At 69.3% G+C, this 19,226-nt stretch carries 20 protein-coding genes; 4 read left to right on the top strand and 16 right to left on the bottom strand.

Features of this window, described 5'->3' with window-relative positions:
• Positions 1–519: 519 nt before the first annotated feature.
• From ACZ3HL_RS18290 to ACZ3HL_RS18355, 14 genes are all read right to left on the bottom strand, one after another.
• Positions 520–1,503, bottom strand: coding sequence for a hypothetical protein (locus ACZ3HL_RS18290; protein ID WP_465532325.1), 984 nt, complete (start codon positions 1,501–1,503; stop codon positions 520–522).
• Between the two features lie 334 nt (positions 1,504–1,837).
• Positions 1,838–2,179: a hypothetical protein gene (locus tag ACZ3HL_RS18295; protein ID WP_465532327.1), complete on the bottom strand. Its 342-nt coding sequence runs from the start codon at positions 2,177–2,179 to the stop codon at positions 1,838–1,840.
• A 144-nt stretch (positions 2,180–2,323) separates the two neighbouring features.
• Positions 2,324–2,479: a hypothetical protein gene (locus ACZ3HL_RS18300; protein ID WP_465532329.1), complete on the bottom strand. Its 156-nt coding sequence runs from the start codon at positions 2,477–2,479 to the stop codon at positions 2,324–2,326.
• Between the two features lie 39 nt (positions 2,480–2,518).
• Positions 2,519–2,962: a hypothetical protein gene (locus ACZ3HL_RS18305; protein ID WP_465532331.1), complete on the bottom strand. Its 444-nt coding sequence runs from the start codon at positions 2,960–2,962 to the stop codon at positions 2,519–2,521.
• A 244-nt stretch (positions 2,963–3,206) separates the two neighbouring features.
• Positions 3,207–4,124 carry a hypothetical protein gene (locus ACZ3HL_RS18310; protein WP_465532333.1) on the bottom strand — a complete coding sequence of 306 codons (918 nt, stop codon included), beginning with the start codon at positions 4,122–4,124 and terminating at the stop codon, positions 3,207–3,209.
• Entirely contained in the window at positions 4,121–4,762 is a 642-nt protein-coding gene (locus tag ACZ3HL_RS18315) for a hypothetical protein (RefSeq protein ID WP_465532335.1), read from the bottom strand. The genes ACZ3HL_RS18310 and ACZ3HL_RS18315 overlap by 4 nt, the downstream gene beginning before the upstream one ends.
• The gene (locus ACZ3HL_RS18320; RefSeq protein ID WP_465532337.1) at positions 4,759–5,310 is read right to left on the bottom strand and encodes an SH3 domain-containing protein; all 552 of its coding nucleotides are present in this window, start codon (positions 5,308–5,310) and stop codon (positions 4,759–4,761) included. The genes ACZ3HL_RS18315 and ACZ3HL_RS18320 overlap by 4 nt, the downstream gene beginning before the upstream one ends.
• Positions 5,310–5,531 carry a hypothetical protein gene (locus tag ACZ3HL_RS18325; protein ID WP_465532339.1) on the bottom strand — a complete coding sequence of 74 codons (222 nt, stop codon included), beginning with the start codon at positions 5,529–5,531 and terminating at the stop codon, positions 5,310–5,312. The genes ACZ3HL_RS18320 and ACZ3HL_RS18325 overlap by 1 nt, the downstream gene beginning before the upstream one ends.
• Before the next feature lie 88 nt (positions 5,532–5,619).
• The gene (locus ACZ3HL_RS18330; RefSeq protein WP_465532341.1) at positions 5,620–7,353 is read right to left on the bottom strand and encodes a VWA domain-containing protein; all 1,734 of its coding nucleotides are present in this window, start codon (positions 7,351–7,353) and stop codon (positions 5,620–5,622) included.
• 45 nt (positions 7,354–7,398) lie between these two features.
• Positions 7,399–8,550 (bottom strand): AAA family ATPase, encoded by a 1,152-nt coding sequence (locus ACZ3HL_RS18335; protein WP_465532343.1) that lies wholly within the window; start codon positions 8,548–8,550, stop codon positions 7,399–7,401.
• 81 nt (positions 8,551–8,631) lie between these two features.
• Complete coding sequence (locus tag ACZ3HL_RS18340) at positions 8,632–9,048, bottom strand: hypothetical protein (RefSeq protein WP_465532345.1); 417 nt, start codon at positions 9,046–9,048, stop codon at positions 8,632–8,634.
• Between the two features lie 815 nt (positions 9,049–9,863).
• Entirely contained in the window at positions 9,864–12,947 is a 3,084-nt protein-coding gene (locus tag ACZ3HL_RS18345) for a BTAD domain-containing putative transcriptional regulator (RefSeq protein WP_465532347.1), read from the bottom strand.
• The gene (locus ACZ3HL_RS18350; RefSeq protein WP_465532349.1) at positions 12,944–13,378 is read right to left on the bottom strand and encodes a hypothetical protein; all 435 of its coding nucleotides are present in this window, start codon (positions 13,376–13,378) and stop codon (positions 12,944–12,946) included. Before ACZ3HL_RS18350 ends, ACZ3HL_RS18345 begins: the two co-directional genes overlap by 4 nt.
• 59 nt (positions 13,379–13,437) lie before the next feature.
• Complete coding sequence (locus ACZ3HL_RS18355; RefSeq protein WP_465532351.1) at positions 13,438–13,884, bottom strand: pilus assembly protein TadG-related protein; 447 nt, start codon at positions 13,882–13,884, stop codon at positions 13,438–13,440.
• A 42-nt stretch (positions 13,885–13,926) separates the two neighbouring features.
• Here ACZ3HL_RS18355 and ACZ3HL_RS18360 point away from each other — a divergent pair, with 42 nt between their 5' ends.
• Positions 13,927–14,448 carry a hypothetical protein gene (locus ACZ3HL_RS18360; RefSeq protein WP_465532353.1) on the top strand — a complete coding sequence of 174 codons (522 nt, stop codon included), beginning with the start codon at positions 13,927–13,929 and terminating at the stop codon, positions 14,446–14,448.
• An 8-nt stretch (positions 14,449–14,456) separates the two neighbouring features.
• Here the strand turns inward: ACZ3HL_RS18360 and ACZ3HL_RS18365 are convergent, their stop codons facing one another.
• A complete protein-coding gene (locus ACZ3HL_RS18365; RefSeq protein WP_465532355.1) occupies positions 14,457–14,924 on the bottom strand; it encodes a TadE/TadG family type IV pilus assembly protein in 468 nt (155 codons plus the stop codon).
• Positions 14,921–15,856, bottom strand: coding sequence for a hypothetical protein (locus tag ACZ3HL_RS18370; RefSeq protein ID WP_465532357.1), 936 nt, complete (start codon positions 15,854–15,856; stop codon positions 14,921–14,923). Before ACZ3HL_RS18370 ends, ACZ3HL_RS18365 begins: the two co-directional genes overlap by 4 nt.
• Before the next feature lie 241 nt (positions 15,857–16,097).
• Here ACZ3HL_RS18370 and ACZ3HL_RS18375 point away from each other — a divergent pair, with 241 nt between their 5' ends.
• The 3 genes from ACZ3HL_RS18375 to ACZ3HL_RS18385 all read left to right on the top strand — a co-directional run bounded on the left by ACZ3HL_RS18375 (position 16,098) and on the right by ACZ3HL_RS18385 (position 19,217).
• The gene (locus tag ACZ3HL_RS18375) at positions 16,098–17,183 is read left to right on the top strand and encodes a tyrosine-type recombinase/integrase (RefSeq protein WP_465532359.1); all 1,086 of its coding nucleotides are present in this window, start codon (positions 16,098–16,100) and stop codon (positions 17,181–17,183) included.
• A gap of 4 nt (positions 17,184–17,187) precedes the next feature.
• Positions 17,188–17,505, top strand: coding sequence for a helix-turn-helix domain-containing protein (locus tag ACZ3HL_RS18380; RefSeq protein ID WP_465532361.1), 318 nt, complete (start codon positions 17,188–17,190; stop codon positions 17,503–17,505).
• A gap of 374 nt (positions 17,506–17,879) precedes the next feature.
• A complete protein-coding gene (locus tag ACZ3HL_RS18385; protein ID WP_465532363.1) occupies positions 17,880–19,217 on the top strand; it encodes a hypothetical protein in 1,338 nt (445 codons plus the stop codon).
• Positions 19,218–19,226 lie beyond the last annotated feature (9 nt).

Genomic DNA, 19,226 nt, shown 5'->3' on the forward strand with positions numbered 1-19,226 from the left:
GTGCGCCCCCGTGTCGCGACGGGATTCGAGGTTGCGCGTAGCTGGTGCGCGTCCGTCGCGCACCGCAGGTCCAGCGGCGCTGCTGTGGTGGTGTCGAAGTACTCGAACAGCTTTGGGTCTGGTGTGAGCCGTGTCCGGCGGTCGTGCGCAGGGCGGTGGTGATGCCTTGGCTGTGAGCCGGTGGCGTGCCAAGCTCGATAGCCGGCACGGAAAGGCCGGGCCTTCGCTAGCAGGGGCCACGGCGAGGGCGGCCTGCTGGTCTTCCGGAAGCGCGAACACAACGTCGTGGGTCAAGGCGGCGGGCAGCCACGTCAACGAGTGAGTTGCGACGCGGAGCCGGAGATTGGTTGGCCGGCGGTCGGCAATGTGAGCTTGGTTCCTTCTTCGCGCGAGTACTTCGTGGGCTCGGAGGCACCGCCGTTCTCACCTCGCCCGGTCGCTGCTGCCATCCCCGCAACGCCATTTTCTGATCGCGGAAAGACTGAAGATCCACCCGCGAAAACTGTTACCACAGTTCATTCACGTCACCTCGAAAGAGAGCCATCGAAAGCGGACAACGAGACGCCCTGCCGCATAGAGTCTTCTGCCGCTATGCAACTTCCGACGATCCCTCGCCGTATTCAACGGGAACCTGCCGTGCCGCCCGAGTGGGGACTGGGCGCGGGTCCTCTTTCGCGCATCGCGTCTGGTTCTCTGGCCTGGGTCAGGATGACTGGAACGTGGGCACGATTCCCTGGATTTTGCTGACACGGGGTGGAAGATCCATTCGTCGCTGTCGATGCGGTAGGTGCCGTCGGGGCCGGGTTCGATGCGCCAGGGCAGATAGCCGTCGCGGGCGCGTCGATGCTGGTGGACGTGGACCAGTGTGTCACCGTCGAAGTACACCTGTGGGTAGTCATCAGGCCAACCGCTGTGTGCGCGGGTGCAGAATCCGGCGACGGCCTCGGCTATCTCGGGCCGGAACTCGGCGATACACCCTTCGGCGTCGTGGCGGGCCTCGACGCGGGCGGAGAACCTGCTGAATGGCAGGTTGTTCGGGTCACAGGTGACCAGGGTTTCGGCGGGGTAGCGGCGGATGCGACCTTCGCACCGTCCGGCGGGCCGGTGGGAGAAGCTGCCTGGGGTGTGAGTCGGGCCGGAGAGGAACCAGTGGCCCAGCTCGCCCAGTGGGTAGCGGCCGTCGGCGCCGAGGGCGATCTCGTGGCGGTGGTGAGCGGCGTCTCCGGTGAAGACCACCAGCAGATCGCCTTCGAAGCGGGCCAGCGGGTACCAATCAGGGTCGACCGAGTAGACCAGGTTGAGCCACTCGCACATCGCTTCAGCGACCTCCCGGCGCAGCCGGGGCCGTACCCACACGCCGTGGTGGCGGCGGGGCTCGACGACAGCGGGAAAGGTGACCTGGTATGGCTCGGCACGGGCTGCGGGCACGAACTCGATCCAGTACTCGCCGGCGGCGTGGTCGATGCCCGCGGACGCGTCCAGAGCGTTGGTGAGTGTGGTCATCGTGGCTCTCCTTCGACAGTCGTGTTCTGGTGCCGGGGGTGGATCCAGCGGTGCGCGACGGGATCCCAGGTGGCGGTGGTCATCAGGCGATTGAGGTTGGGGAGCCCGTCCCTGTAGGTCCAGCCGAACTCGAAACATTCGGCCGCGCCGGGCCATCGCCCGAACCAGGTGTCCTTCGGGCATGGGCAGGCCTCGGCGTGGCCTGTGCGCTGCTGTCCGGTGGCCAGACAGCGCGCCACAGAACACCACTCGTGATGGACGTGGCCGATCTTGGCGTGGCAACGCGGGCAGGACGGCTGCAACGGCCCGCGAGGCCGTAACCACAGCGGGGCCGTCATGCGGGCCTCCGAGCCGGGTCGTGCTGGACTTCGAGGTACTCGTCCCACGACCGTGCCTCGGCGGCGACACGCGTGTCGTGCAGACGCACGTCGGGGTTCGCGAGCAGGTGGCGGTGCGCGAGGACCAGCCCCGCTCCTGCGGTGATCGCGTCGGCGAGGCGCAGGTGCATGCGTGCCCAATCGAGGCAGCGCTTGTACTCGTTCTGGTGATACGCGCGGCTGCTGAGGTCCGGGTATATCGCGCGGGCTTGGGCGAACAGGGACTCGGCGGCGGCGTAGTGCTCGGCGGCGCTGCGTGGCTCGCCCGCCTGTATGGCAGGCGTGGTGTGGAGCGACATGGCGTCCTCTCTCAGGTTGTCGGTGATCAGTAGGCGGTGACCACGGCGCGGGCGCGGGGATCGGCCAGCACCGGGTGCGTGGTGTGGCGTTCGTCGTCGTCGGCGAGCACACGCACGCCGAAGCGCGGCGGCCCGCCGCAGGCGTCAGCCCAGCCGTAGAAGGCGGGCAGCGTCGTGGTGCGAAGTGTCGCGGTCGGCGGCGCGGTCGAGGACGTAGGCCAGCACGATCACCGGGGTCCACGGCCCGGGCAGCATCACCGCCAGCACCGTCCACAAGAGACGCTTCTTCCTGTCGCGCATGATGTGTCGCCCTCCTTGCAGTACAGGGGAAAAGGTTGGTCAGTTGAAGGTGGGAATCGCGCCCAGCGTGCCGACGACCTCAGCCACGACGGCGGGCACGTCCATCACCGCGAACACGGCGTAGCCGCCGAGCTCGGTGTTGGCGCTGGCCCCGACCCGGCTGGCGAGCACCGCCTCGCAGCGGCCGCTGTTCCACTGCTCGAACGAGACCTCCGCCTCGGTGAGCATCCGCCACGCGGCCGGGCAGTACAGGCGCAGTACCTCGGGCCACACGCGCTCGGGCACGTCGAGCTCGCCGCAGTACAGCGCGGACACCACCGCGACGATCGACGCGCGACCGGACAGGACGAAACCCCAGTCCGGATCGAATCGCTCGACCGGGCGGTACCGCTTGTCCCGTCCGGTCAGGGCGGGCAGGATCTCGCCCGCGCCGGGTTCAGCGCGACGGTAGAGGTCATGGGGAATAGGCAGGAACGTAGGCATTGCTGATCTGTCCTTTCCGGACTCTGCGGTCGTGGGGGTTTGTGTCAGAGCATGTGCGAGCAGTCGGTGGCGGGTAGGCCGGGGGCTGTCTCGCGGTCAGCACGGCGCGGCCGTGGGGGTCTCTGAGGAGGTTGTCGGGGTGGCAGGCGAACTGCAGGGACCGAGCCAAAGGGCCGTCAGTCCGGTGCCGAGGTAGAAGTCGGTGCGCGTGACCATCACAAAGTCCCTTCGTGGGATTGCCGGGTCAGAGGTCCTCGCGGACGGGGCATCCGGGTGTGTGGCCGACGCCGGAGGTCAGCCCGGGCGGGCACGGCACGGGGGTGCCCGTGGCCCGTGCGTCGAGGTAGCGGCCCAGCGCCGCAGGGTCGTTGGCCGCGAGCAGCGGTACCTCGCCGCCGCACTCCGGGCACGGCCCGAGGACACGCAGGTCGTCCACCACGCCGTCGAACGAGATGAGCCGGTAGTCGGTGCCGCCGTCGCTGATGGTCACCCGAAACCAGTGCCACCCGCCGTGCTGACGGTCGGGGTCGTCGGTGACCGTCACCGCCGTCCGCGCCACACCGAACTCCTCGGCCACGTCACGCCCCAGGGCGCGGCGGAGGGCGGCGCGCTTGAGGTAGGCGGGATCGCGGCCGACGTCGAGACCAGGGTCTTGCCGTCGGGCCCTGTCGAAGGCCTCACGAGCGCGCCCGGCAAGCGTGGACCCTTCTCCAGTAGGAGGCTGCTCGCAGTCAAGAGTGATGCTGTGCCAGTCATTCTCGGCGTTGTCGATACGGAAAACACCGTCGGGCAAGTACAGCACTCGACCGCCGTCAAAGGTGTACGCGCCGCCCGCGTGACGGCCCTTGCACTGCCACGTCTTCCACGTCGCGAGGTCGTAGTCGCAGCCGGACACCGCTGGCCCGAACCCGCACATCGGCCACGCCTCGGCCAGGACGTCCAACGCGGTACAGAAGTCGGTCTCGCTGGTAGCGGTCAGGAATCGCCGCCCGACGGGCAGCAGGGCGACGGTCGCCGGGTCGGGTGTCCTGTCCGGGTATGCGGATTCGAGGTAGCCGACATACTGGGTTCCTGGGCCCGTGCCGAGGAAGACCTCAACGAGGGACGCCTTGTGACGATCGCAGGGGAGCAGGCGCGTGAGGGTGGCGTTGATCGTGGTCATGTCGTCTCCTCGGTTTCCGTTGTGGACAGTGCGGTGGTGGCGTCATCGGCACGCAGTGCCTGTGCTAGCGCGGAAATACGAGTCAGCGCGTCGTCGACCGCCATGGTCAGCGTGATGCTCACGAGGTCGCCGCTCCTGAAGTAGATGCGGGCAGGCTCGGGTGCCTGAGGGAACGCGCTTGCCAGTTGGTCAGCGATGTGAAGCTGGGCCTTGTGCTGGCGTGCTTGGGTTTCGAGGCGTTCGCGTCGGGCGGTCTGGGCGCGGTCGAGCCACTGACGGAAGGACGGGATCAGCCGCATCTGGATGTGGATCGCGACCTCGGCGGCCGGGGCACCGACAGCGAACGTGGCAACGGGCAACGGGTCTCGGTACCAGAAGAAAACGTCGTCAAGTTCTCGCGGCAGGTCCCCGGGAACGAGCCGGTAGCGCCACGAGCCCGGTCCTGGTACCGGTTTGAAGCCGACGCTGACCCCGGTGGCCAGGCACACGACGTCGGCGGTCTGGTCCCGGTCTCGGCCACGGCCGACCGTCCATTTCCCCGGTAGCGCGGTCGCGACGTCGATCGCGGCGAGGGCAACACGGTCTTCTTTGCTGATGCGTGCGGGTTTGTCAGCCGTCTCGACTGCAGTCGTTGTCATGACAGGGGCTCCTTTCGGTGTCCCGCGCGGAGTTCCGACGCATGTGCGGAGTAGAGGCAGTGCCGGTGGTGGGCGGGGTCGCCGTGGAATTCGAAGGGCGCGGTGTCGAAGAAGCGCTCCTCGGACTCGGGGTCGAGGTGGGCGCCGAGGTCGGCGAGGCCGGCGACTCGCGCGATGGGGACCCGCGGTGCCTCGCAGTCCGGGCACGGGCCGAGCAACAGCCAGGACCACATCACGAACCCGGACGGGTCGGGAATGAAATACCAGCGGCGGCCGTCGCTGGTGACCTCGATCAAATCCCCCGGGGAGAGGGTGGCCCCGGTGCCGTAGTGGCGGTCCGGGTCGTCCCGCACGAGCACGGTGTCGACATCGACGCCGAGCGCGGCCGCGATATGGCTTGTGGTGATCGCGCGACGATTCCACGACGACCGGGCACGGTGACGATCGGCGAACGCGCGCGGCGCGATAACGCGGTGACGGCGGGCGACGGTGATCGCGCGGTCGGCCAGCGAGGCGGGTGCGTCGCTGGGTGTTTCGTCGGTGGTCATCACGACCACCCCAGCGCGTCGGCGACGGGCGCGGGCACGTATCCGACCTGGTCACTCGCTCCGAGCCACACCACGGGCTGATCGGCGCGATCCGGGACGCACACGACGCGCGCGAGCAGGTTTTCCAGGGGGTAGGTGGGTTGTGTCGCGAGCCGTACGGGGTCGTAGTGGCCGAGGGCGGCGATCAGCTCGCCCACGGTCGCGATCGTGGTGTTGGTCATCGGGTAGTCCTCTCCGGTTGTGGCGTGGGCCCGGGCGGGGCGGAAATGAGGGGGGAGGGTGTCCGCCCCGCCCGGGGTCTGTGGGTGGTTAGCGGGTGGCGCGTAGTGCGGCGGTGGCGGCGTGGCCGATCTCGCGGGCGGTGGTGGTCGGCTTCGTGAGCGGGTGCACGGTGTCCCCTTTCACAAGCTCCGCATCCGGGACGACCCGCTTGGGGGTCAGCCACAACACCGCGCACCCGTTGGCGCGTAACCGTTCGAGCCGCTTCTGCGCGTTGCTGCGGTAGTCGTCGTCGACGATGTCGGTGTCGGTCACGACGACCAGCAGCCGCGCGGCGTCGGCACGGGAAAGATTCAGCGCGCCATCAAGTGCGCTGATCGCACTGTCGAGGGCTTCGACACCGTCGAGGGCGGCGAACTCGGTCACGTCGCGGGGCACTGTTCCGGGGTGAGTGAGCGGGCGGACCGTAGCGCCGAAGATCACGCTGGCGGTGGCGGCGGGCACGCGGGTGTGGTGGGCGGCTTGGCCGAGGATCCAGGCGGCCGAGGCCACCGGGCGCGCGAACTTTCCCATCGAACCGGACACGTCGCACGCGATGCCCAGCCGTAGTGGCGGGGTGGGCACCGTCCTACGGGTCGTGCGGGTGAACGGCTCGGCGGTGGGTATGACACCCGCCGCACGTTGCGCGTCGGCGGCCATAGCGCCACGCATTCGCAACCGTCCCGGTGGTGTTGCCGACGTTGTCTTGGTGGCGGTGCGGTCACGTACCCCGGCGGTGTCCAGCGCGCGGGCGAGGTGCCGTGCGGCGGTGCGTTCGGCGGCAGTCGGCGGGCGCGTGCCTGTTGTCCGGGTACCGCCCGACCGGCTACCGCCGCTGGTGAACACGGTGTCCGCGTCCCGTTCGGCGGCCTCGCGCGCTGCTTCCTTGGCGGCTGCGGCTTCCAGCCGTTCGGTCACGAGATCGGTGGGTGCGGGTTCACTGTCCACTTCGGCCGCAATGGCACCCACCGCACGCGAGACGGCATCGGCCAGTGGCGACGGGGTGACCTCGCCGTCGCCCGGCTCGTCGGTGCCGGGGGCGTCGGGGTCGGTGCCGATTGCCTCACACCAGCGGCGTCCGAGGTCGATCATGGTGTCGGCGTCATTGTCGGCGGTGCGGTGGGCCTCGCGCCAGATTTCGCGCAGGGTCGCCAGGGTGTCGGTTCCGAGAATGCGGCGCACTATTCGGGCGACTGCGGCGGTTTCGCGGGCGTTGAGTATCCCGCCGTCTATCCGTGCCAGTAGGAGCGCGGCGGCGGTGGCCGCGCTGTGGGCGGACATCGTGAGGGCTGCGGCGCGGCCCTTGGTGTCGGCGAGGATGAGGTTGGTGGCGCTAGCCCGCAACCAGTACCGATCGCGCGGGCGGCGGCGCACCTGTGCCGCTTCGATACGCGACTCTTCCAGTAGCATCGCGGCGGCCGCAGCCCCTGGTGGCGCGCCGGAAGGAACGTTCCACACGGAATGCTTGGCGTGGGCACTTTCGTGGGTGAGCAGCCCCCATATGGTGCGGTAGCGCTTGCGGTCCCCGACCCGGTGCGGTTCGACGGTGGCGGGGTCGACACCGGTGTCCAGATGGGATCCGTCGACTTCGATGGTGGCGGAGCCGGGGAAGAAACACGCGGGGGAACCATGGCCCGCCCCGGGCGCGACGGTCACCACTAGGTCGTCACGGTCGGCGATCGCGGGAACCTCGTCACCGAACGCGGCGGACAGGGCCAACCACTCGGGGGCGGCGGGAAACACGGCGGTTGGCGTGGCGGCGAGTGCGGCTACGTGGGCGGTCATGACTTAGGTCCTTTCCGGGCAGGCGCGCGGGTCGATGGTGGCGGGCTAGAACTGTGCCCCGAGTGAGAGCGGGGCGATGTCGGCGCCGAACACGTTGCGCACGGCATCGGCGACCACGTCCCGGTCCTCTTCGGGAGCGATGCCGACCAGGTTTCCGGCGGCGGCACTGATGCCGAGCACGTCGGCGATCCGGTTGAACGCGATCAGTTCCCGCAATTGCGGCGCCCACCCGATCTCGCCTTTGTCCTGCCGTGTGGCCAGATTCTTGGCTACCCGAACGGCTTTCGGGTCGATCTTGAGCTGGGTGGCGAGGTCGTAGTCGGTGGACACGTGGATCTGCGCGGAAAACCGCGACGAGAGCGCGTCGGTGAGCACCGCGCCGTGAACCCCGGGGTTGTGTCCGGCCACCACGTAGAACCCGGGCGCGGCGTCCACGACCTCATTTTTGTGGGTTTTGATGACGATTTGGCGGCGTCCGTCCATCGCGGGGTACACCACCGCGAGCACGGTCGGCGGTATGAGTGTCGCGTCGTCGATGAACAGCGCGCGCCCGTCTCGCATCGCGGTCACCAGCGGCCCGTAGGCGAATTCGTAGCGCCCGTCGGGGGTTTGGGTGTAGGAACCCACGAAGTCGTCGGTCACGGTGTCGCTGTCGCCCTGAATGGTCACGAGGTCGTCGAACGCCGCCTCGACCACCGACGTTTTCCCGGTACCGGGCGGGCCGTACATGAGCGCGGACACGTTCGCGTCCCGCAATCGCCGTAGTGCGGTCACATCGGACAGCCCGGACAACCTACGGGGGTGGTACATCTGCCCGTTCGGACGGCGTACCGGCCCTGTCACCAGCGGGGGCGGGGCGGGTTTCGACGGTGCGGCGGCGGGAGTGGTGCCGCGCGGGGTGACCGTGGCGGTTTTGGCGGCGTCGGCGGTTTTGGTGGTCGCGCGGTAGGTGACCGGGTTCAAACCGACCTTTTCGGCTTCCCCGCGCGCTTCCAGCGTCGCCAACGCGTTACCGACCGCGCCGGATGATTTCCCGCCGAGTCGATTCGCGATGGTGCCGGGGGTGAGCGTGGCGGTGGGGTCGTGGGCGAGTTGTTCGGCCACCATGCGCCGAAGTTCGCCGTTGCGCAGTCGCAGTGCCGCGCGCAAGGTGGCGGGCGCGCCGTCCGTGGCCGGAGTCATGGCTGGCGTGGTCATCGTCAGGGTTTCCTTTCAACGCACAGGGATGACGGTCAGCAGGCGGGGGACCGGGGCGGCGGTTGTCCGGATGGGGCGGGTTCAGTCGATCGCGGCGGTGATGGTCGCGGCGAACACGGCCAACGGTGCACCGGTGAGCTGTACCCGCCACGCCTCAAACCCGTAAAAGTCACGGGTGAACGCGTGCACGTCGAAAGACGCGGCTTCGGCGTCAGCGACCGCGACGCGCGCCCATCGGTGCTCGTACCAGTGCATGTGGGGGTTGTGCGTGAAACCGCGCCCGATCAGGTAGCCAATGGCCTCGTCGGCGGGCGTGTTCGTGGCTGACATCATTTTCTCCCCGTTTCGGGATTGGCGGCGCTGTGGACATAGCTCGCGCCGGGTGCGGTATTTCGATTTTTTCCGGTTTTCCCGGTGACACAACAAACGTAACTCTGCCCCGGGCGCCGCGCAATAGGTTTTCGGGGCGAATTCGCGGGAATTTTCGCGAATTCGCATACCGTCCGGCCGGAAGCCGCATTCGCGGCATTTCGCGAACGGTGTCCGCAGGTCAGCGCCGACTTGGAGGGGGTGAAGGCTGACGGCGAATCGGGTGGGGGGCGGCTAAAGCAGGAATTCGATACCGAATTCAATAAGGAGAAAAGAGCTGGATGAGGTGAGATGTCATCGAAGGTGAGGGTGAATTGAACCAAGTTCGATACGTCAGACACCGCTGCCCGGCCCGATGTGATTACCTGCTTGGTGTCAAGCGTGTCTGGGATACCATTGGATCCCCCGTCAGGGGTATACGCTGCGTAAACGCGAGGCGTGGGGGGATCCGGCTTAAGCGGATACCGGAAGACGAGGTGTATCGGCCGGGGTATCGGCCCCGTCGCTGGCAGACACGCTCCGCGTCTCCGATCGCGGACATGGTCGCTGCGCGTGCTCGGCCAGGGCAAGGAACAGATGGGCGGGCGCGTCGCGCGACTGGGCTCCGTGGCGCTGCCGCCCGCGTGCGCCGCGGTGCGCGTGGATCCGCGTTCGCCGACGGTGCACTCTTCCCTCGCGCTGAGGTGATTTCTCGCCGCCCGTCCGCGGGTGGCGTTTCCCTTGTCGGGCAATATGTCGAGTACTCGTCGCGCATCGTCGAGTGAACAGGACAGGCGTCGAGGTAGTGCGTGTGCACGGAGATACTTTTCTTTTGCCGCAAGGGTTTCATTGTCACTGTCGACGCTAGCATCGCCGGTGGCAAAGGGCCCGTGGCCCGTCGAGGTATTTCACTGTTCTCCATTGTGGGCAATGGAGTGTCTTTTCCCGGCGTGATGTCTCTTCGGTCAGGTATGGGGCCGGTCATCGGTTGCCGCGCCGGTGGTTCCGGTGTCGGAGATCCCGGTGTGGCGGGCGCGTAGCCGCCGTGCGAGCTCGGTGGTCTCCGGGGTGGGTGTGGTGTCTACTTCGGCCAGCCGGGTCCGCAGCAGGGTCACGGTGCGGGAGATGGCTTCGTGGCGGCCCACGGTGTGTTGCAGGCGCATGATGTCGCGGTAGAGCAGCTCGTTGTGCGGGTCGAACGCGCGCGCGGTTTCCAGCAGATCGAGCGTGTAGTCGGGGTCGGTGTGCACGCGGGCGCGGGCCAGGGCCGCGACGGCGTCCAGGGCGTCGCGGCGGGTGGCCTCCCGTGCGGCGGGGAGCCAGTCGGCGTCCAGCCCGTCGGCCAGCAGTCCGCCGTAGCGGGCGACGATCTCCTCGTACGCGGCGATGCGGTCGGTGTCGGTGGTCGCTGCCCGGCGGCGGGCGACCGCGTCGGCGAAGCCGCGGTAGTCGATCTCGACGAGGGCGGGATCGAGGCGGTACTGGCTGTGCTCGACGAGGACCAGCTCGCTGACCGCGCCCGCGGTGATTCCGCCGACCGCGCTGCGGATCCGGGAGAGGATGGTGCGCAGCACGCCGGCCGGCCGCTGCGGGGCGTGCTCGCGCCACAGGGCGTCGATGAGCGCGTCCCTGGACACCCCGCCGGGATGGACGGCCAGGAATACCAGCAGTTCCAGCAGGCGCGGGGAAAACCGGTCCGAGATCTCGCGCAGGTGCTCGGGCTGGGCGGGATCGGGCCGCCAGTACAGCGCGGGTGCGCCGAAGACCGAGAACACGATCGGCGCCGCCTCGGTACTCGGCCCGTGGCTGTCCGCGCAGGTGGCGAACGGCGCGTCCGGCGGCGCGGTGGCTGGCTCTGATTCCTCAGCAGGTGCGGGTGCCGCGTGCGTGTCTGCGGGGACGGGACCGCCGGTGATTTCGAGGCTGTCGTTGCTGTCCTGGCTCGCCGCGGGCATTTCCATGTCGCCGGTGGCCGGGGTGCTGGGCGGTTCCGGGGCCCGGTGAGGGTCGGGGTGACGTTGTCGCGGTACGGGCCCGGCGTTGCGGAGGAGGGCGAGCAGGTCGCGGGTGGCGGTGTCGGGCAGGGTGAACGCCCGGGTGCCGCGCAGGGGCTCGCCCAGGCCGGGGCCGGTGGCGGAGATGGTCCCGGTGCTGGTGATGTAGGCGGTGACGCCGGGTTGCCATTGGCCCAGCAGCACTGCCGTGACACCGGCCTGGCCGCCGTTGTCCAGGAGGCTCTGCAGTCGCGCCCGCTCGTCCGTATCGGCCGGTGGGCTGGCGATCAGCACCCGCGGCGCGGGTGAGGCCGCCTCGGGTGCGCCGGCCGGGACAGTGGGCTCGAGCAGGTCGAGGGCGGCGGTCAAGTCGTCGACCACCCGCACCGTGCGAGGAAGGTCTTCAGCCTGGGCCGGGACGCCGAGCAGACGGACGAGGTCGCCCGCGGGAATCAGCACGGTGACCTCGGTGCCCCCGGTGAGCATCGTGAGGACCAGGGCGCGGGCCGCGGCGTAACCGCCGGGCCCGACCAGGCCGAGGCCATGCGCGCGGGCGAGGTCGAGCGCCAGCATCTGCCCGCCGGCCACCCCCGGCGCCTCGGTGTCGGGGCCGGTGGCGTCGTCGAGGGCGATTTCCGGCGCCACCATGATCCGCCGTCCGGGTGACGCCTCCGGGGTCCGGGTGCCGAGGACCCGCCGCTGGCCGTGCGGGAGGACCCGGACTGACCGTGATCCGGGGCGGCGCGACGCGAGAGCACGCTGACCACCGTCCCCCTCGTCCGCAGGCGATCCCGCCGCGCCTGCGGCGGGATCGGGCTCCTCGGCCTCGGTGTCCAGGGCGAGGTCGTCGTCGTGATGCTGGGCCTGCAGGTGCGCCAGGCGCAGCTGGTAAACGACCGGGGTCACGGGCAGGTCGTCTCCCCGCGTGCCGCTGCCTGGCCGGTAGGCCGCGTTGCGGCGGCGCCGCAGGAGCACGAACGCGGTGCTGACCGCCGCGGCCACACCCAGGCTGACGAACAGCTCACTGCCCCAGGACACACCCCCGGACCGATCCGCCCGTTCTCCGGCGGAGTCCGGGCGGCCGGTCGCCGCCGGTGCAGCGGGCGTGCTGGATGCCGGAGTGTGGTCCTCGATGCTCGGCGGCACCGGCGACACAGACGCCGGGGGAGCGGGCGGCGGCGGTGGGACGGGAGGTGTCGGTGGTCCGGCGTGCTGGCCGGGCCGGGTGCTGCTGGTTTCGGGCAGGCGGAACAGGTCGCCGGGGTGGATGAGGTGCGGGTTGGTCAGGGCTCGCCCGCCGGGTTGGGCGCTGCCCGCGTTGAGCGCCCAGATCTCGGGCCAGCGGTCCCCATCGCCGAGCGTGCGGTCGGCGATGCGCCACAGCGAGTCGCACACCCCGTTCTCCGGCGGTTTCGCCCTTTCCATACCCGGCGGCCTGTCCTCTCCGGCCGCCATCGCAGCGGCGGCTCGCGCCTGAGTGCCTCCGCCCACCGAGGGTGCGGGCGTGCTCCCGGCGGCGGAGCCCGAGGTGTGCCAGGCGGGCGCGGTGGCCACGATCGGGCCGCGACCGTCGCCGGTGAGTCCGCCGGTCGTGGCCGCGGGCGCGGCGGTGGCGGTACGGCCGAGGACGGAGATGAGTGCCGCGCCAAGGAGAACCGCGACCAGGCGACGCAGCAGCCCGCTGTGCTCGCGCAGCTCGGGCTGGCGAGCGCCGCGGGCCACCTCGGCCACGCAGGCGAGGGCATCGAGGGTGAAGAAGAACCACAGCAGCCAGGCCAGGCACGCCAACACATCCAGCAGGAACCCGGTCGACATCGGCTGCAGCAACACCGTAGTCAGCTCGTCGGTGGTGGGCAGGTGATCAGGCAGCGGCCAGCCGACGAAGTACACCAAGGCCCAGGGCAGGCCGGCCGCCAGAGCGAGCAGCACGACTGACGCGAGCACACCGCGCACCACACGGCCGACGAACCGGAGTACGGCCGCGACCACCCACCCGATGCGGTGAGCCGCGCCCGGTGCCCGTGCCGGGTTGCCGCGTGCAGGACGCACCGTCATGTCCCCTCCACCGCGACACCGACAGGAGCGTCCGCGCCAGCGCGAGATGCGGCACCGGATTCGGGCAGCGTGGACGCCTGCCTGCCCGTCGATGCCCTCACCACGGACGGTCGCCTACCCGTGTCGCTCTTCCCGTTGGTAGCCGACCGTTTGCGCTTGGTACTGGTGCGGGTTGACGTCCGGGCGGTCAGCCATCGAGTGAGGTCAGCGGCCGGGATGTCGGTGAACCGCGCCAGTTCGTCGACGTCGATGACATCGCCGGCCGCGGAAAGGACGTCGCCGAGTTCTCGCTCGATGGCACTGAGTTGCCCCGCGATGGTGGCTCGGCGCTGCGCGAGTTCGCCAACCTGCTGTGCCGTAGCGGATCGCTTCGCGCTGCGGGCGGAGTCGGCCTCTGCGACGCGGCGTTCGATCTCTTCAGTCGTCGCCATCCTGTTCTCCTTCCTCGATAACGACCGCTGCCCTGCAGTAGACGAGCGGCGGGGTGTGGTCATGGCTCCACGGCGCTGACCCCGAGCTGTGGATGGGCGGCGCCCCGCCCGTGGGTGTGGATGTCGTCGATCCCGGCCAGCGACAGCAGCTGAGTCCGGTAGACGGCGGTGACCTCGACGATCACCGTGTCCCTCGCGACCGTCACGGTGCCGATGGCTCCGACACTGGCCAGGTACCGCTGCACGAGGTCACGTGCCCGCACCGGGTCGAGCCGAACGACACCGGTGGCGCGATAGGCGGCGAGGTCGAGCGCTTGGGCGCCGGCACGGGCGGCGGACTCGGCCTGTCCGCCGGCGCGGACCTTGCTCGCCAGGGCGAGACCGCCGTCCAGACACAGCCCGGTCAGAGCGAGCAGCCCGAGCAGGAGAGCGAGCGCGAACGCGGTCACCCGCCCTTCCTCCGCCCGCCACCACCCGCGCAGCCGGTACACGGACGTGCCGGGCACGCGGGCGCGCGACAAGCCTGGGCAGCGGCCAGAATGAGCGGTGTGACCGCGACGTTGGAATCGCCTGAGGTGACCGAAGATCGCGTGACCGCCTGGCACGAGGCCGGGCACGTCCTCGTCTACCTGTTGCAGGGCCGGTCGCTGCGCTACGTCACGCTGCGGCCTCGCGGCGCCGGGCGTGCCGGTTTCACCGCGGTCCGGCCCCGCCTTGTCGATCTGGCCTCGGTGGCGGTCGTCGCTCACGCCGGGCCACTCGCCCAGGCTCGCTATGTCCTCGATGTGACCAGCGCGGCCGAACGGCGTCACGAGGGTGTGACCGACGACGACGTCCGTCTCGGCGCCTACCTGCACGGCGGGCACGACGACCTCGCCCTGATCGCCGAAGCCCGCCAGGTCTACGGGCTTTCCGTCGACCGGCCCGACCTGTGGGCCGAGATCGCACAGGACCTCGTCGACCGGCACTGGACCGACATCAGCCGTATCGCCGAAGCGTTGCTCCAGCACCGGACACTGACCGGCGCCCAGCTCCGCGCTCTCGTGCTTGGGCTTCCGCTCGTGCGCTGACACCACCATCAGGCATCACCCCGCCGGCCCTGGGACCGGTAGGTGTCGACAACTTCGCTGGCGGACGAGACCAGGGTCTTCCCGCCGGGTACGCCGAGCAGCGCGGCTTGTCCGAAGTCGACGGAACACCTGACGTGTACGGTCACGACCCCGGCGGGAACCAAGGATCCTGACAGCGTGGTGGTCACGTCACGGCACACCACATCCGCTTGGGCGAGCGCGGCGCCGGCGGTGTCGCGGGCGGCGGCGGTAGCGGCAGTGGTGGTGCGGTGCAGGGTGGCGGCGCGGGCGGCCTGGTGGGCGGCGTCGTCGAGCCGCAGCCGCGCGTCGACGCCGCGGTGCACCACCACGGCCAGCAGCACCAGCAGCATGACCAACACCGGTGTGATCAGCACGGCCTCGGCGGTCACCGATCCGCGCTCGGCGCGCCACCAGCCCCGTGCCCCTGCGACCAGTCTGCTTCCTTGCCGCGTCACGGCTTCCCCTCTCCTGCTGGGCCGCCGGCTCCGGGCGGTGTGGTCGCGCGGTGCGGTGGCAGCAGCGTGAGCTGGGGCCACTGCGAGGGTGGCCGCTCCCAGGGGAATTCCCCGGCCCGGGTGAGGTCCCGCGCGGCGGTCACGTGAGCGAACACGTTCCGCGGCAACACTTCCGCGGCGCCGGTCAAGTCGCGAAGCTCCTCGCGGCCGGGCAGCGCGGCCAGGACACGATCGGTGCGGCAGGTCAGATCGGTGCGCCGCAGTTTCGCTTCCCACGCGCGGGTCAGCACCAGGCAGCCGCGCAGATGCCGGGCGACCTCGTCCAGGCCGTGGTCGATCGTGGTGACCGCCTGGCGTGCCGCGGCCACCAGGTCCTCACCGGCGTCGGGATCGGTGGCGAGTTCCTCAGCGAGGGCGCGCGCGTCACGGCCGCGGTCCAGACAGCACAGGGCCTCCCACACCACCCGGTGCGCCTCAACCGGGAGTGCGGGGTCGATCCAGGTGCGAGCCGGTGTGCGATGCAGCTCGTCGACACCGGCCAGCAAGTCCCGCACCAGCCTCGCGATATCGGGCCCGAGGTCGGCGAAATCCCTGCTGCGCCAACCCTCTCCGCGGCGCAACCGGGTCCGGGTAGCAGCACGGTGCAGCCACCGCTCCTCTCTGGCCGCGCACGCGACACGCCATCCGGCCAGCAGGACGATCAGCACCACGGCGGCGAAGACGAACTTCCCGGCGAATCCGTTTCCCGTCACCAGAGCGAATCCCACGACAGTCGCCCCCACCAGTCCTTTCAGGACAGTGCCTTGTCGCACCGCGGCGAGGACCTGTCGGCGCCGCCAGTGGCGCGCGGTGGCGGCGGGATGAAGCAACACGGTGTCCGGCCCGTCCGGGAACACGCCGTCGAGCACCGGCGAATGTCTGAGGTTGCCCATCGGAAGGCTCCTGTCGATCTCGCACCAGAAACTGGGCCTGGATAAGGAAAAGTCAGGGTGTTGCGCCTGTGTCTGTCAGAACACTTACGAGTTCGTCCAGGCTGAAGAAGCCCTGGTCACGCCTTCGTGCAGGTAGCCGTGGGTTCGCGCGATCGCGAGGATAAGTTGACGTTTGGTCGGGATTCCTGAATGATCGTCGATCATCGCGACGCATGGTCGCTCCTGGTGAAGTGAGGTGTGGATGTCGCTCGCGGTGGTCCGGTCGTTGGGCAGCGGGCGACGGCTGCGGACGCCGCAGGAGTTGGAGGATTTTGAGCAGGAACTGGTCGACCAGTACCTGCTGGCCGCGGTGGGTGCTGGGGTTGGTGACGAGGCGGTCCGGCAGGACCGGATGGTGATCTTCGAGTTCCTTCGGTTCCTGGGCCGTCCGTTGTGGACGGTACGGCCAGAGGATGCTGACCAGTTCCTCTCGTCCCAGAGGAAGAAGCGCAGGCTCGCGCGGTCCACTGTCTACAAGAAATCGCTCGCGCTGTCGCAGTTGTTCGACTTTCTCCTCGTCCGCTACCAGGGCGACATCCACGCCATGACCGGGCACGTGCTGGTCCAGCCGATCGACGAGTTCAACCGTCCGACCAACCCGGACTACGGCGAGAGCCGTATCCCGCCGTCGGACGAGGAAGTCGACCTCTTGTTCGGCGGCTGGCGCTCGGAGGTCACCCGGTCGCGGAAGTACCTGCCGGCGGCGCGGGATTACCTCGCGGCCTCGCTGTGGCGGCGAGTCGGATTGCGGATCACGGAAACCACCATGCTGGATATCCGGGACTGGCGACCGGACCTGGGTGAGTTGGGCAAGCTGCACGTCCGCTACGGCAAGGGCAGCCAGGGGCGCGGTCACAAGACCCGGTTGGTGCCGGCGATCAACGGCGCGGATGCGTTGCTGACGTGGTGGCTGACCGATGTACGGCACCAGTTCGGCGAGGACTGGGCCGACCCGGACGCGCCGCTGCTGCCTAGCGAGCGCCGCGACCGTGACACCGGCCGCTGCACACGAGCGGGAGCGAACACGCTGCGCTCTGGTTTCGCCGAGGCGGTCGAGGAGCACCTGCCGAGGTGGAAGGGGCGCCTGACACCGCATGGGATGCGGCACTACTGCGCCTCGTCGTTGTATGCCCGTGGGGTGGATCTCAAAGCGGTACAAGAACTTTTGGGCCATGAGTGGCTGTCCACCACGACCCGGTACGTGCATGTTCACGACGATCACATCGAGCGCGCCTGGGCGGTGGCCAACGATCGTATCGCCGCCCGGCTGATCGGCCTGGAAGGGTGACGTCATGCGCTGGAATCTGAGAATGAAGGCCGCCGAGGCCGGAATCTGGAAGTCGACCGAATTGCGGCGGCGGCTGGCCGAGGCCGGGTTGGAGATCAGCGCCGGGAAGATGTCCGGGTGGTGGACGACCACCCCGACCACGATCCGGTTGGACGACCTGGACGTGTTGTGCTCGGTGCTGGGCTGCGAGCCGACCGACCTACTTGTCCGCGAGCCGGAGAAGGTCGCCGCCCGCAAACCGAAGAAGACCAGCGAAGCCACCACCGGCGGACCGGCGGTCAAGCCGCGACTCGGGCGGCATCGATCGGAACCGCCCGCATGAAGGGCGGAATCCCGAAGTTCTGCCCACGCTGCCGCGCCAAGCCCGTGGCGTGGACCAAACCGCTGCGAGTCGACTATTGCTACGACTGCCTGCCTGGCGGGCCATACACCCCACCGCCGTGCACGCGCTGCCAGTCCACACAGGACTATTATTCGGCCGGTCTGTGCATCTTGTGCCATCCCAAAGCGCCGCAACAACCGGGCTCGTGCAAGGACTGCTACGCCTGGGGCGTGGTCCGCAAACACAAGTGGCTGTGCTGGGGCTGCCGCTCGTGGCGCACCAAATTCGAGGTAGGCACCTGCACCTGCTGCGGTCGGGAGGTCACCGTCGACGACGACGGAGTGTGTCGGTTGTGCTGGCGTCAGGCTGCGTCGTTGCGCTGGACGAAGACCGGCCTGAGTCTCGCCGAGGCCAACCAGTATGGCCAGCAATTGTTCCTGGCTAACCTGCATCAGCGAGGCAAGCGCGCCGCTCGGGCGACTCCCTACGTCAAGCTGCCACCGCGCCCGCAGACGCCGCCTCGCGTGGTTGCCCACAGCCAGCTCGCGCTGCTCGCTCTTCCGCGCGATCTCCCTGCCGGTCTGCGCGCAGGCTTTGCTCCACCCCCGGCCCCTGAGGTCGCCGAGTTTCTGTTCCGCAGCGCTCGTGAGTGCGCTCAGCAGCACGGATGGAGCTACTCGACCACCAAGAAGGTCTGCCGTGGAGTGGAGATTCTCCTTGCCCTGCAAGACACTCCGGGCGCGCCCATACCCGTCACCCTGATCGAGCAACTGCCGAGCATTCACTTGCCGGCCAGGCTGATTCGGGAGTTCCTCGACGTCTACGACCTGGTCGAGGATGACGGCACGCCCGCGGTCGAAATCTGGTTCGACACCCAAATGGTGGGCCTGCCGGAGACCATGATCGACGAATTGCGCCTGTGGTGGACGGTGCTCCGTGACGGCAACAGCACCGTGCCGCGCAGCCATCCCCGGGTTCGCACTACCGCACAGATCAAACTGCGCTGGGCACTGCCCGTTCTTCAGAACTGGGCCGATCAGGGAGTCGACTCGCTGCGCCAGATCAGCCGAGACGACGTGCTCAAGGTCCTGCCCGCCAGCGGCAACGACCGCTACACCCTCGGCGCCGGACTGCGATCGATCTTCAAAGTCCTCAAAGCACACAAGGTCGCCTTCGACGACCCCACCGCCAGGCTGCGCCTCGGCGCACCCGAGAGCCGCCAGCCGCTGCCCGCCGACCTGGCCCTGATGCAGGAAGGACTGACCTCCCCCGACCCCACCCGCGCGGCGATGACCGCACTGCTGGCCTTCCACGGCCTGGCCGCCGGGCAGCTGCGCACCCTGCACCTCACCGACATCCGAGACGGCCGCCTGCACCTCGACGGCCGTACCATCCTGCTCGCCGAGGCCGTCCGCGTCCGGCTGACCGCCTACCTCGATTACCGCAACCACCGTTGGCCACACACAGCTAACCCACACCTGTTCATCCACTACCGCACCGCGCTGGGCACCAAACCCGTCGGCACCCGCTGGCCCGGACTCGTACTGGGCACAGCCGCCCGCGACATCCGCACCGACCGCATCCTCGACGAAGTCCGAGCCACCAATGGCGACGTCCGGAACCTCTGCGACCTGTTCGGACTCAGCGTCAAAGCCGCCAGCCGCTACACCGCCGTACTCGATCCGCCCGGGCTCATCAGGACACCCCAGTAGTCTGGGCTC

It is taken from the genome of Amycolatopsis sp. NPDC000009 (assembly GCF_055563465.1).

Coding starts and splice junctions, on each gene's coding strand:
- ACZ3HL_RS18290 (WP_465532325.1), bottom strand. CDS start 1,503: ATGACCACACTCACCAACGCTCTGGACGCGTCCGCGGGCATCGACCAC.
- ACZ3HL_RS18295 (WP_465532327.1), bottom strand. CDS start 2,179: ATGTCGCTCCACACCACGCCTGCCATACAGGCGGGCGAGCCACGCAGC.
- ACZ3HL_RS18300 (WP_465532329.1), bottom strand. CDS start 2,479: ATGCGCGACAGGAAGAAGCGTCTCTTGTGGACGGTGCTGGCGGTGATG.
- ACZ3HL_RS18305 (WP_465532331.1), bottom strand. CDS start 2,962: ATGCCTACGTTCCTGCCTATTCCCCATGACCTCTACCGTCGCGCTGAA.
- ACZ3HL_RS18310 (WP_465532333.1), bottom strand. CDS start 4,124: ATGACCACGATCAACGCCACCCTCACGCGCCTGCTCCCCTGCGATCGT.
- ACZ3HL_RS18315 (WP_465532335.1), bottom strand. CDS start 4,762: ATGACAACGACTGCAGTCGAGACGGCTGACAAACCCGCACGCATCAGC.
- ACZ3HL_RS18320 (WP_465532337.1), bottom strand. CDS start 5,310: ATGACCACCGACGAAACACCCAGCGACGCACCCGCCTCGCTGGCCGAC.
- ACZ3HL_RS18325 (WP_465532339.1), bottom strand. CDS start 5,531: ATGACCAACACCACGATCGCGACCGTGGGCGAGCTGATCGCCGCCCTC.
- ACZ3HL_RS18330 (WP_465532341.1), bottom strand. CDS start 7,353: ATGACCGCCCACGTAGCCGCACTCGCCGCCACGCCAACCGCCGTGTTT.
- ACZ3HL_RS18335 (WP_465532343.1), bottom strand. CDS start 8,550: ATGACCACGCCAGCCATGACTCCGGCCACGGACGGCGCGCCCGCCACC.
- ACZ3HL_RS18340 (WP_465532345.1), bottom strand. CDS start 9,048: ATGCGAATTCGCGAAAATTCCCGCGAATTCGCCCCGAAAACCTATTGC.
- ACZ3HL_RS18345 (WP_465532347.1), bottom strand. CDS start 12,947: ATGACGGTGCGTCCTGCACGCGGCAACCCGGCACGGGCACCGGGCGCG.
- ACZ3HL_RS18350 (WP_465532349.1), bottom strand. CDS start 13,378: ATGGCGACGACTGAAGAGATCGAACGCCGCGTCGCAGAGGCCGACTCC.
- ACZ3HL_RS18370 (WP_465532357.1), bottom strand. CDS start 15,856: ATGGGCAACCTCAGACATTCGCCGGTGCTCGACGGCGTGTTCCCGGAC.
- ACZ3HL_RS18375 (WP_465532359.1), top strand. CDS start 16,098: ATGTCGCTCGCGGTGGTCCGGTCGTTGGGCAGCGGGCGACGGCTGCGG.
- ACZ3HL_RS18380 (WP_465532361.1), top strand. CDS start 17,188: ATGCGCTGGAATCTGAGAATGAAGGCCGCCGAGGCCGGAATCTGGAAG.